We start from the raw sequence: 12,139 nt of genomic DNA on the forward strand, positions 1-12,139 counted from the left end.
TATCGGGTGGAACCACGTTATTGACGTCCCCAGTACCTTCTTAGGTGCTGGGGACTTTTTGCGTCGTTTACCCAAATTTCTATAAGGGAGATCATCATTATGGCAGATATTTCAATTCAATTCCCTGATGGTAAGTCCAAGGACTTTCCAGCAGGTACGACGCCCGCTGACGTGGCCAAGTCGATTTCAATCAGCTTGGCTAAGAAGGCTGTGGCCGCTAAGTTAGACGGCAAATTGGTCGACTACTTAACGCCATTAGCCGGCGATGGGGCCATCGAAATCGTCACCAAGGATAGCGCTGAAGGCTTGAGCGTTCTGCGGAACACGACCGCTGCTTTATTGCGGATCGCCTTGAAGAAGCAATTCCCAGCTATCCGCTTGGGTGAAGTCAGTGCCGATGAAGACGGGTTCTTCGTGGATACCGACAAGGACGACCAACAAGTCAGCGTTGATGAATTAGACGCCTTGAGCGTGATCGTTGAAAAATTAGTGAGTGATAAATTAGCTATCGAACGGACCAGCTTACCGAAGGCCGACGCTTTGGCCTTGGTCAAGGATGATCCTTACAGCACGGACCTGATCAACGCGGTTGACGGGGATGCGGTTTCCTTCTTGAAGATTGGCGATTACCAAGTCTTAAGTGACGGTGCCCAATTGGCCAACACCGGTGACGTGAAGAAGTTCAAGTTGCTGTCTGTTGCCGGTGCTTACTGGCAAGGTAAGTCCTCTAACCCAATGCTCCAACGGATTTACGGGACGGCCTTTTACAAGCAAGCTGACCTGGACGCTGATTTGGCTAAGCGCCAAGAAGCCCGTGAACGCGACCACCGGGTTATCGGGAACCAATTAGACCTGTTCTTCGTGGATCCTAAGGTCGGCGCCGGCTTGCCTTACTGGATGCCAAACGGGGCCACGATTCGGCGGACCATCGAACGTTACATCATCGACAAAGAAGTTGCCAACGGCTATCAACACGTTTACACGCCAGTGCTGGCCAACCTGGATCTGTACAAGCAATCCGGTCACTGGGCCCACTACCGTGAAGACATGTTCCCACCAATGGACATGGGGGATGGCGAACAACTTGAATTGCGGCCAATGAACTGCCCAAGCCACATTCAAATCTACAACCACCACATCCGTTCTTACCGCGAATTGCCATTGCGAATTGCCGAATTAGGGATGATGCACCGTTACGAAAAGTCCGGTGCCCTGAGTGGTCTGCAACGGGTTCGGGAAATGACGCTGAACGATGGTCACACCTTCGTGGCTCCAGAACAAATCCAAGACGAATTCAAGAGCATCTTGGACTTGATGGTCAAGGTTTACCGTGACTTTGATATCAAGGACTACACGTTCCGTTTGAGCTACCGTGATCCTAAGAACACGGAAAAGTACTTTGACGATGATGAAATGTGGAACAACGCCCAAACGATGTTGAAGGGTGCCATGGATGACCTGGGCTTACCTTACGTCGAAGCCGAAGGGGAAGCTGCTTTCTACGGTCCTAAGTTGGACGTCCAAACCAAGACGGCCCTGGGGAACGAAGAAACGTTATCCACCATTCAATTGGACTTCATGTTGCCAGAACGGTTTGACCTGCATTACATCGGTGCCGATGGTGAAGAACACCGTCCAGTCATGATTCACCGTGGGTTGGTTTCCACGATGGAACGGTTCACCGCTTACCTGACTGAAATCTACAAGGGCGCCTTCCCAACTTGGTTGGCACCTAAGCAAGTTACCATCATTCCGGTTTCTGAAGAAAAGCACGGTGCCTACGCGGACAAGTTAGCCGCTGAATTAAAGGTCGCTGACGTACGGGTCAACGTCGACAAGCGTGGTGAAAAGATGGGTTACCTGATTCGGGATGCCCAAACCCACAAGATTCCATACACGTTGGTCGTGGGTGAAGACGAAATGGCTAACGGCACGGTCTCCGTCCGCAAGTACGGGGAAGACGATAGCCAATCCATGAGCAGTGATGCCTTTGTTAAGGAAATCTTAGCCGACATCGCCTCATACAGTCGTGAAGACTAAATCAGGCTTCTGGCGAGTAACCAGAGAATAGAAGAGTGTTGATGCAAAGGTGGTCGGGGTCTTGCCTCGGCCCTTTTGTTGTCTTGACCCGGCGGCACCTGTGCTGAGACGGTTTCTCGTCTGTCCGTGTTGCGACGAACCAGTCAGCTTGCTGGTAGCCAAACATTTTAATCACGAAACACTGTTGACATGTGCTGGACTAGCTGGTATGATGATTAAGTTGAGAAATTAAGCAGAGGCTTCCGCTTCTCGCCCCGTGGCTAACGCTGCCGGGCTAGATAGGCACGTTAGTTCGATCTTTGGATTGGATTTCATGCGGGAGCTGTTTGATTTTTGATCAAAGGTTCCCGCATTTTTTTATTGAGTGAGATTTCTGCAGTTCTCGAGATTATTTTGGAGGTGGATTACCATAGCAAACGACACGATTGTCAACGAGGGGATTCGCGCACGCGAAGTTCGATTGATTGCCGGCGACGGTGAACAATTGGGTATTAAGTCCAAGCGTGAAGCTTTACAGATCGCTGAAGACGCTAACCTCGATTTAGTTCTGGTTGCACCGAAAGCTAAACCACCAGTAGCCCGCATCATGGACTACGGGAAATACCGTTTTGAGTTGCAAAAGAAGCAACGTGAAGCACGGAAGAAGCAAAAAGTGGTCAGTGTCAAAGAAGTACGGCTCAGTCCTACCATTGATACCAACGACTTTAACACCAAGCTGAAGAACGCTAAGAAGTTCTTGGCCAAGGGTGAAAAAGTCCGGGTCTCAATCCGGTTTAAGGGTCGGGCAATTACGCATAAAGACATTGGTCGCGAGGTGCTCAACCGGATGGCTCAGGAGACTTCTGAAGTCGCTACGGTTGAACAACGGCCTAAGATGGATGGACGGAGCATGTTCTTAATGCTGGCGCCTATCGCTGAGACTAAGTAAGAATTGATTGGGTAGCTTTAGCTGCCGATTTAAGGAGGAAATTTCGTATTATGCCAAAGATGAAGACTAACCGCGCCGCAGCTAAGCGTTTCAAAGTGACTGCCAAGGGCGGTATCAAGAGTGCCAACGCATACACGTCTCACCGTTTCCACGGTAAGACCAAGAAGCAACGCCGGAACCTTCGTGGTACCCGGATGATGAACGAAACGACTGTTAAGACTTACCATTCTTTATTACAAAAGTAAGCTAGTCGGAAATTTTTCGGGTCGACGAAATGTCGACATAATGTTTGAATTGATTTAGGAGGAAAAGATTATGCCACGAGTTAAAGGCGGTACTGTTACACGCGCACGTCGCAAGAAGGTTTTAAAGTTAGCTAAGGGTTACCGTGGTTCAAAGCACCGTTTATTTAAGGTTGCCAAGGACCAAGTCATGAAGGGCCGTCAATACGCCTTCCGTGACCGGAAAGCCACTAAGCGTAACTTCCGGAAGCTTTGGATTGCCCGGATCAACGCCGCAGCCCGGATGAACGGTCTGAGCTACAGCAAGTTGATGCACGGTTTGAAGTTAGCCAACATCGACGTTAACCGGAAGATGTTAGCTGACTTAGCAGTGAACGACGCTGCTGCATTCAAGGCCTTAGCTGACCAAGCTAAGGAAGCTTTGGCTGCTTAATTCAGTCAATTTGAAAGGACTTCGCTGCGGCGGGGTCTTTTTTATTACGATTTGAAGGTTGAAATTAGAATTGACACTTTAATTGCTGAAACGGCGGTGTTCTGACGCCTGAAATTGGTGAAACCAGTTGTCTGCATCAGTCAGGATTTCCGCCTGCTCAGGGGACACCGCTAGCATGAGGAACGGTCTTTCGGTTCCAGATGGGACCATCCTTGGCTGACTCCAGCAAGGTTGGCGGCTATCAGTGATGCCGCGTTGGTCGCAGCGAGTAGACAAGTTAGTTGCGACTAAGACAATTTTTAGCGGTAGCGCCATTGTAGCCGAGAGTTCGCCAAATATGGGTTCAGCCGCTTAACAAGAGTGTGACGACAGGCGGTTAACTGGCGAGCATTAACACTGCTAGGCGGATAATCCCGGTCTTGGATTATTTGCCTAGCAGTGTTAAGCGGAACCAGTTGCCTGTTGGCGCACGTTTCGGCTATGTGACAGATATAGACGTGTTTCTCGGCTCGACCCGTCCGCCCCAGCGTTCCAACCCATATTTGGCGAACGGTAGGCGGCCAGTTGCCACTATGATGCGGTCAACAGCTAATCCCAACGCTATGAGTGGCGTATGGGACAACCGGCAAGGCGGACAGCACAGAAAATGGTAACGCCACCAGAAAACAGTTGGGGATTCTCGACGGCTGATGGTGGTAAAATCGGCCAAAATTGCGTATAATAAAAAGCTAGACATGCCAATACTGGCAAACGAACGAAGGGGGGCAGTCACCCGCATGGTTTCTGGATTCAAACCCACGTGGATGGTTACGAACATATACGATTTGACGCCAACAGATTTGCGGGCCAACGGCATCAAGGCGGTCATGACCGATCTGGATAATACGCTGATTGCGTGGAATAACCCAGACGGCACGCCAGAATTGCATCATTGGCTCAATTTGTTGGAGTTGGCAGGGATTCAGGTGATTGTGGTGTCTAACAACAGTCGCGCTCGGGTTGACCGCGCTGTGGCACCATTTAACCTGCCCTACATTCACCGGGCGCTCAAACCATTGGCTTGGGGATTGAATCGGGCCTTACGTCGCTGGCATTTACGCCGCGACGAGGTCGTCATGGTGGGTGATCAATTGTTGACGGACGTCTGGGCCGCGCATCATAGCGGTGTCAGAAGCGTCTTAGTCAAACCCATTTTAAGCTCAGATGCCTGGATCACGAAGGGCAATCGGTTATTGGAAAAGGTAGTCATGTGGCGCTTGCGGCACAACTACCCCGAATTAACTTGGCAGGAGGATCTTAATGAACGAAAAACACATTGAACCGGTCGTCATTGATGGCGAGCCACTTCACTGCATTGGCTGTGGAGCGGTCGTGCAAACCACGGATAAGACGGCACCGGGGTACACCCCGCAATCCGCGCTCGACAAGGGTATCGAAAAAGAAGAAGTCTATTGTCAACGGTGTTTCCGGCTCCGGCACTACAACGAAATCGTGCCCGTCGGCTTGACCGATGATGACTTCTTACGCCTGTTGACGCAGATTCAAGACGCCAACGCCTTGATCGTGTACGTGGTGGACATCTTCGACTTTAACGGTAGTGTGATTCCGGGACTGCACCGCTTTGTCGGTGATAATCCAGTCCTACTGGTCGGCAACAAAGAAGACCTCTTGCCGCGCTCACTGAAACGCAGTAAGTTACGGGACTGGCTGCGCCAACGCGCCAACGAAGAGGGGCTGCGGCCAATCGACGTGACGCTGCTGAGTGCCAAGACCAACCAATCCGTGGATGGCCTGTTACAATTGATCGACAAGTACCGGGGCGACCGAGACGTGTACGTGGTCGGGGTCACCAACGTGGGGAAGTCCACGCTGATCAACCAGGTGATTCGACAAAATACCGGGGTGCAAGACCTGATCACCACGTCACGGTTCCCTGGGACCACGTTGGATAAGATTGAACTGCCACTGGACGATGACCACGTGTTGGTCGATACGCCCGGGATCATTCAAAACCAACAAATGGCGCACTACCTGGACGGCAAGGACCTCAAGATTGTGACGCCGCAAAAGCCAATCAAACCCAAGAATTACCAACTCAATGATCAACAAACCCTGTTCTTGGGCGGCATTGCGCGGTTTGACTACACCAAGGGCCCGAAGAACGGGTTCACGGCTTATTTTGAAAACAATCTCTACATTCACCGCACCAAGCTGGAAAACGCTGACGACTTTTACGCGCGGCAATTGGGCCAGCTGTTGACACCACCGCATGCCGACACGAAGGATGACTTCCCGCCGCTCGTGGCTCACGAATTTAAGACGACGGTCAAGAGTGACCTGGTCTTTGAGGGCCTGGGGTGGATCACCGTGCCAGCCGGAGTCAATGTGACTGGCTGGGCGCCCGCGGGTGTCGGTGTCTTGATTCGCCGAGCAATGATTTAAAAATTGGAGGACAACAACTTGCTACGAGGAAAACAAAAACGTTATTTACGGGCCCACGCCCATGCCATGCGCCCACTCTTTTCCGTGGGTAAAAATGGGCTGACCCAGACCTGGTTGGATCAACTGACCGGTGCTTTAGAAAATCGGGAATTGATCAAAATCAATCTGCAACAAAGCGCCGACGTTTCCGTTGACGAAACCAAGGCCTTTATCGAAGACAACACCGACATTCAGGTGGTTCAAACTATCGGGCGCGTCTTGGTCTTATACCGGGTCGCTACCGAGGCAGAAAACCAAAAGATTTCACCAATCGTGGAAAACATGTAGGGAGGTCTGGCAGTCGTGGTGAAGATCCTAGAACGAACGAGTACACAAGTGGCGACCCAATTAGCGGCGACCGCTGAGAAACGGCGAATTGGTATCCTGGGTGGGACGTTTAACCCACCGCATTTGGGACACTTGGTCATTGCGGATCAAGTGGCGACCCAGTTGGGGCTGGATAAAGTCTTATTCATGCCGGATGCCGAGCCGCCGCACGTGGATCGCAAGTTGACGATTCCCGCCAAGGACCGCGTGGCGATGGTCAAGGCGGCCATCAAGGACAATCCGCGGTTCGACTTGGAACTCACGGAAGTGCAACGGGGCGGCCGCAGCTACAGCTATGACACCATGTTACAGCTGACGCAGGCCCATCCGGAAAACCAGTACTACTTCATTATTGGTGGCGACATGGTCGCTTACTTGCCGAAGTGGTACCGCATTGACGAGCTGGTCAAATTGGTCCAGTTCGTCGGCGTTTGTCGTCAGGGATTTAATCGCGAGTCGCCGTACCCCGTCTTGTGGGTCGACGTCCCGCAAATCGGGATCAGTTCAACGATGATCAGAGAACAGGTGCGCCGGGGGCAATCCGTGCGTTACCTGGTCCCGACCATGGTCGATCTCTACATTAAGGAGCATCTATTATATCGTGACTGAACTAACCTACACTGAAAATATTTTTGCTGGGACGCGCGCGGAACTGTTGGCCAAAATCAGTCAACAGTTGAAGCCCAAACGGTTTAAGCACGTGCAACGCGTGGAACAAACGGCCATCACATTGGCCAAGCGCAATGCTGTCGACCTGGAAAAGGCCAGCATTGCCGGTTTGGTTCACGATTACGCCAAGCAACGACCAGACGAGGACTTCATCACGGCCATCAAGCAGTACCACTTGGATCCCATGTTGCTGGACTACGGCAACGCTATTTGGCACGGGGTCGTGGGGGCTGAATTGATCAAGCATGAGCTGGGCATTTACGATGAAGATATCTTGAATGCCGTGCGTCACCACACGACCGGGGCGGTCTACATGTCGCCCTTGGAACAAATCGTCTACATGGCCGACTACATCGAACCGCAACGGGACTTCCCGGGAGTCGATGAGGCGCGGCAATTGGCGAAAACGGACCTGGCGAAAAGCGTGGCGTTTCAAGCCAAGCACACGCTGGAGTATTTGGTCGAAAACGGCAAGCCAGTCTATCCTAAGTCGATCGACACCTACAACGCGTGGGTGCCACAATATCCGACTATTTGAGAGGGGAAACTATGGAAAGTAAAGCAATTTTAGAAATCGCAGTGAAGGCTGCAGAAAACAAGCGTGCAGAAGGCATGGTGGCTTTAGATATGACCAAGGTCAGCTTAATGGCCGACTATTTCTTGATCATGGAAGCCAACTCGAACCGGCAAGTACAAGCCATTGCTGATGAGATCGTTGACCAAATGAACGTCAACAACGTGGCCATTCGCGACGTCGAAGGTAAGAACAGCGCTGAATGGATCCTGATCGACTTGGGCGACGTGGTCGTTCACGTCTTCCAAAAGGACCAACGCAGCCATTACAACTTAGAAAAGCTCTGGTCAGACGCCCCAGAGATTGATCTGGGCCAATGGGTTGAAGCATGATCTATCAATCCTTTGCAGAGCTTTACGACGAACTTTTTGATCCAGCCATGTATGACCAATGGCTGGATTTTGTCGCTAACCGGGTGGCTCCAACCAGTGGGGAGCTACTGGACCTGGCGTGTGGGAGTGGCCGCTTAGGCGTCTTGTTGGCCCAGCACGGCTATCAGGTCAGTGGTTTGGATCTGAGTGAAGAGATGCTGGCGTTGGCCGCCAAGCACGCCGAAGAAGCCGATGTGACCATGCCGTTGATGGCGGGCAACATGTTGGATCTCAGTGACATTGGGCAATACCAAACCGTGACGTGTTTTGCGGATTCATTTTGCTACCTGAGCGACTTGGATCAGGTGACCCAGGCCTTTGCTCAGGTGCACGATCACTTGGCTGTGGGTGGTCAGTTCTTGTTTGACGTCATCACGCCGCACCAAACGGATGACGTTTACCCCGGGTACATGTACAATTATGTGGATGAGACCCGGGCGTTCGTCTGGACCAGTTACGGAATCGAAGACGAGACCCATGCCGCTGAACACGACTTGACCTTCTTCACGAAGAATGAAGAAACGGGCGAGTATCGCAAGGTGACGGAGTTGCATCATGAACGGACCTATCCGTTGGCAGATTACCAACGCGCCTTGGCCGCCGCGGGGTTGACCGTAAAACGCGTCAGCGCCGACTTCGGTGAACATGAGGTTGCACCCGACACGACTCGGTGGTTCTTTGAGGTGACACGGGAGGCGTAGACATGACGTTACAGGCAGTCGGCATCATCGCGGAATATAATCCGTTTCATAATGGGCACGCCTACCAGATCGACCAGGCGCGCCAACGAACGGGCGCCGATGTGGTCGTTGCCGCCATGAGTGGTAACTGGGTCCAGCGGGGCGAACCAGCCCTGATGGATAAATGGCAACGGACTGCGGCTGCCTTAGCCGGTGGGGTCGACCTGGTCGTCGAATTGCCCACGGCGAGTGCCTTGCAGCCGGCGCATTTGTTCGCAGCGGGCGGTGTCCGGCTCTTAGCGGCCCTACAGTGCCATTGGTTGGCGTTTGGGACCGAACACCCGGACATGGACTATCAGCGCTTAATGGCGCATTTACCCACGAATCCGGCGACCTTCAAACGCTTTGACCAAACGTACGCGTCGCTCTTTCAGGGTTATCTGCGCGAGCAAACGGGCATCACGTTGAATGCCGCCAACGATATCCTGGGCTTCTTTTATGCCTTGGCCAATCGACGGGCGGACCGGCCGCTGACGCTGTTGCCTTTGGCGCGGCGGGGCAGTCAGCACAATGATGCGACGATTACGGCGGACACGGCCTTTGCCAGCGCCACGGCCATTCGTTCGGCCGCCTTGGCGGGGGATTGGGCCGCCATCGAATCGGTGGTGCCGACCAGCACCCTGACACGCTTGCAGCAGACCCAACTGACCAGTTGGCCGGATTTTTGGCCGTGGTTGCGTTATCAGCTGGTCAGCAGCGATGTCGCCGATTTACGCCAACTGTATCAGATCACGGAAGGCGTGGAGTATCGCCTCAAGCGTGCGGCCTTGGCCAGTTCGACGTTTGCCACATTCATGCATGCGGCTAAGACCAAGCGGTATACGTACACCCGGATTCAACGCCAAGCGGCAGGTATCTTGTTGCAGGCCAAACCAGCAGAGATGTTGGCGGGACCGCAATACCTGCGCGTGTTGGGGTATTCGGCGGCCGGCCAGGCGTATTTGCATCAGATCAAAAAGCAGGTGGCCCTGCCGCTGGTCAGTCGGGCCGACCGGGATTGGCAAAAGGGTCCCGGCGAATTGGACGACCGAGCCGGCGCCATTCGCACACTTTTGACGGGTATCGACCAGGATTACGGCCGAATTCCGGTAAAAAAAGACGATTCTGAATGACTATCAAGGAAATTACCTTGACATCACATTTTTTGACAGGTATAATTTATCACGTTGCATTGGAGGGATTGCGATGAAATGGTCGTTGACCGAGCTCCGCAAGAATTACCGAAATGAGCCACTTTCGTTCGACGAAACGTTGGATTTGAAGGCTGACTTAATGGAACGCTACGGCGATGACGTCTTGGATTTAAGCCCCGTTCATGCCCAGGGAATGGTTTCCGTGGTGGACGGTGACGTTGTGGTCGATGCACAGGTAACCGCGGACTTGACGGTCCCGTCTAGTCGGTCATTAGCGCCGGTAGACTTACCCGTAGATTTCAAAATGACGGAATTTTATGTTGCTGACGCCGCTGCGACGCAACGGTTTGAGAAGACCGACGTTGTGATGGTGGTCAAAGATGACCAAATCGATTTCGATAAGGCCGTCGGTGACAACATTATTTTACAAATTCCGATGCACATTCTTTCGAAAGCCGAAGAACAGGGCGAAAAGATGCCGACTGGTAATGACTGGGAAGTCGTTGCCGAGGCTGACCTGGAAAAGGTGGAGAAGGAAAATCAATCAGTTGATCCACGTCTTGCAAAGTTAAAGGATTTCTTCCCTGATCAGGATGATCAATAATCGCCTTTGTAAGCCTTAAAAATTTTTTCACTAGTGGATATAATTTATTTAAAGGAGGTGTTTTCTTTGGCTGTACCAGCACGGAAAACGTCTAAGACGAAAAAGCGTATGCGTCGGGGTCACATCAAGTTGGCTTCCCTGAACTTAACTCCTTGCCCTAACTGTGGTGAGTTGCGTAAGGCCCACATGGTTTGCCCAAGTTGTGGTTTCTACGATGGCCGTCAGGTCGTTGCGGTTAAGAACGCAAACAACTAATTTTAATTAGTCAAATGAAACTCCCATGAAGTCCGCGGCTTCTGGGAGTTTTTTTGCGGCCGTTGAGAGTGGGAAAGGCGATTAGCTGGCGAGCATTAAGGCTGCTAACAGAATAATCCTGGGCTTGGCTTGTTTGGTTGGCAGTTTTAAGCGGAACCAGGCTGCCTTTTGGCGCACGTTTCAGCTATGTAAAAGTGACGCGAAGAATCTGGAAGGTTTTGCCCCAGGCTCGGCCGTCAGCTAGATTGGATGGGCGCTGGCCATACCCACGGGCGAACGCTCAACTACGGTGGTGGTTGGCAGCAGCGCTGGTTGATTTGATGGCTGTCAATGGCCATTTGTCTAAGAACAAACGCTACTGGTGGACTGCGCCGGCTTCCCGTGGCAGTATCGCTTAGTGGTCAGGGGCATTTTAGCCAGTTAGCGATTTTAAAACCCGGAACTTTAACAAATTTCACGTATAATAAGACTACACGAATAGGAGAGGTGATCTCGTGACGATTAAATTAATTGCGACTGATTTGAATGGGTCGTTGCTCCACAATGATCAGAGTTATAATCGGCCGTTGTTCAAGCAAGTGCTGCGTCAGCTGCAAGCACGGGGCGTGACGTTGGTGTTAGCTTCTGGAAATGAATATGCCCACTTGCGCGAGTTGTTTGCGGATGCGTTGGCGGACAATTTGGTCTTGGTCGCGGAAAATGGCGCATCTATTTACCAACAAGACCAATTGATTTTTGACGGTAGCTTATCGCCGGCAGCTGTGACCCAGTTCGTCACGGTCGATCGGCAACAGGACTTTTTGCGGCACGCCTATGTGATTTTGACCGGGGCACAAGGGTCGTACACGGAAAGTGGGGCGCCGCAGCAGCTGTTGGATGCCGCTAGTGCCTATTATGATAATTTGCAACAGGTCACGAGCTTACGGACTGTGACGGATAAGATTAAAAAGATCAGTATTTCCACACTGCCGGATCAAGCGGCCCAACTGGTCGAACAGCTGAACACGTACTTTGACGGTCGCTTGCATGCGCATGACAGCGGCTATGGCGTGATCGACGTGGTTGCCGCTAACGTAGGCAAGCTTCCCGCCATTCAGTGGCTAGCGCAGCGTTTGGGCCTCTCAGCGGCGAACATTATGGCCTTTGGCGACGGCGCTAACGACGTGCCCTTGCTTCAGTATGCGGCCCAGGGGCTAGCCATGCAAAACGCTGACCCGCAGATTCAAGCCGTGGCAACGGGCGTGACCCAGTGGGACAACGAACAAGATGGGGTCTTGCAGACCATCTTGACGCAAGTTTTAGGGTCGTCAGCGGACTAAACACGTTGCTGACTTAACTTACC

15 protein-coding genes are annotated in these 12,139 nt (G+C 52.2%); all 15 read left to right on the plus strand.

The genetic code is table 11. From position 1 onward, the window contains the following. Positions 1-99 precede the first annotated feature (99 nt). The gene (gene thrS / locus LKH74_RS00280; protein ID WP_287708031.1) at positions 100-2,040 is read left to right on the plus strand and encodes a threonine--tRNA ligase; all 1,941 of its coding nucleotides are present in this window, start codon (positions 100-102) and stop codon (positions 2,038-2,040) included. Positions 2,041-2,443: 403 nt separating this feature from the next. Next, complete coding sequence (gene infC, locus LKH74_RS00285) at positions 2,444-2,968, plus strand: translation initiation factor IF-3 (protein ID WP_125575282.1); 525 nt, start codon at positions 2,444-2,446, stop codon at positions 2,966-2,968. A gap of 50 nt (positions 2,969-3,018) precedes the next feature. Beyond that, on the plus strand, positions 3,019-3,213 hold the full coding sequence (rpmI, locus tag LKH74_RS00290) for a 50S ribosomal protein L35 (protein WP_287708030.1): 195 nt from the start codon (positions 3,019-3,021) through the stop codon (positions 3,211-3,213). A 70-nt stretch (positions 3,214-3,283) separates the two neighbouring features. Beyond that, positions 3,284-3,643 (plus strand): 50S ribosomal protein L20, encoded by a 360-nt coding sequence (gene rplT, locus LKH74_RS00295; protein WP_125575242.1) that lies wholly within the window; start codon positions 3,284-3,286, stop codon positions 3,641-3,643. A 776-nt stretch (positions 3,644-4,419) separates the two neighbouring features. Continuing rightward, positions 4,420-4,962 (plus strand): YqeG family HAD IIIA-type phosphatase, encoded by a 543-nt coding sequence (locus LKH74_RS00300; RefSeq protein WP_125575241.1) that lies wholly within the window; start codon positions 4,420-4,422, stop codon positions 4,960-4,962. Next, positions 4,943-6,085: a ribosome biogenesis GTPase YqeH gene (yqeH, locus tag LKH74_RS00305; protein ID WP_135367984.1), complete on the plus strand. Its 1,143-nt coding sequence runs from the start codon at positions 4,943-4,945 to the stop codon at positions 6,083-6,085. Before LKH74_RS00300 ends, yqeH begins: the two co-directional genes overlap by 20 nt. 18 nt (positions 6,086-6,103) lie before the next feature. Continuing rightward, complete coding sequence (locus tag LKH74_RS00310) at positions 6,104-6,412, plus strand: YhbY family RNA-binding protein (protein ID WP_135367983.1); 309 nt, start codon at positions 6,104-6,106, stop codon at positions 6,410-6,412. A 15-nt stretch (positions 6,413-6,427) separates the two neighbouring features. Next, a complete protein-coding gene (locus LKH74_RS00315; protein WP_287708028.1) occupies positions 6,428-7,060 on the plus strand; it encodes a nicotinate-nucleotide adenylyltransferase in 633 nt (210 codons plus the stop codon). Beyond that, positions 7,050-7,658 (plus strand): bis(5'-nucleosyl)-tetraphosphatase (symmetrical) YqeK, encoded by a 609-nt coding sequence (gene yqeK / locus LKH74_RS00320; protein ID WP_287708062.1) that lies wholly within the window; start codon positions 7,050-7,052, stop codon positions 7,656-7,658. The genes LKH74_RS00315 and yqeK overlap by 11 nt, the downstream gene beginning before the upstream one ends. Positions 7,659-7,669: 11 nt before the next feature. Continuing rightward, positions 7,670-8,026 (plus strand): ribosome silencing factor, encoded by a 357-nt coding sequence (gene rsfS / locus LKH74_RS00325; RefSeq protein ID WP_287708027.1) that lies wholly within the window; start codon positions 7,670-7,672, stop codon positions 8,024-8,026. Beyond that, complete coding sequence (locus LKH74_RS00330) at positions 8,023-8,766, plus strand: class I SAM-dependent DNA methyltransferase (RefSeq protein WP_287708026.1); 744 nt, start codon at positions 8,023-8,025, stop codon at positions 8,764-8,766. The genes rsfS and LKH74_RS00330 overlap by 4 nt, the downstream gene beginning before the upstream one ends. Positions 8,767-8,768: 2 nt before the next feature. Beyond that, positions 8,769-9,917, plus strand: a complete 1,149-nt coding sequence (locus tag LKH74_RS00335; protein ID WP_287708025.1) for a nucleotidyltransferase — start codon at positions 8,769-8,771, stop codon at positions 9,915-9,917. A gap of 73 nt (positions 9,918-9,990) precedes the next feature. Next, positions 9,991-10,542, plus strand: coding sequence for a DUF177 domain-containing protein (locus LKH74_RS00340; protein WP_135367977.1), 552 nt, complete (start codon positions 9,991-9,993; stop codon positions 10,540-10,542). 66 nt (positions 10,543-10,608) lie between these two features. Further along, positions 10,609-10,797 (plus strand): 50S ribosomal protein L32, encoded by a 189-nt coding sequence (gene rpmF / locus LKH74_RS00345; RefSeq protein WP_125575232.1) that lies wholly within the window; start codon positions 10,609-10,611, stop codon positions 10,795-10,797. A gap of 494 nt (positions 10,798-11,291) precedes the next feature. Next, a complete protein-coding gene (locus LKH74_RS00350; RefSeq protein ID WP_287708024.1) occupies positions 11,292-12,116 on the plus strand; it encodes an HAD family hydrolase in 825 nt (274 codons plus the stop codon). Positions 12,117-12,139: the final 23 nt, after the last annotated feature.

This window comes from Levilactobacillus sp., assembly GCF_022646225.1.
In the GTDB taxonomy this organism is placed as follows: domain Bacteria; phylum Bacillota; class Bacilli; order Lactobacillales; family Lactobacillaceae; genus Levilactobacillus; species Levilactobacillus suantsaiihabitans.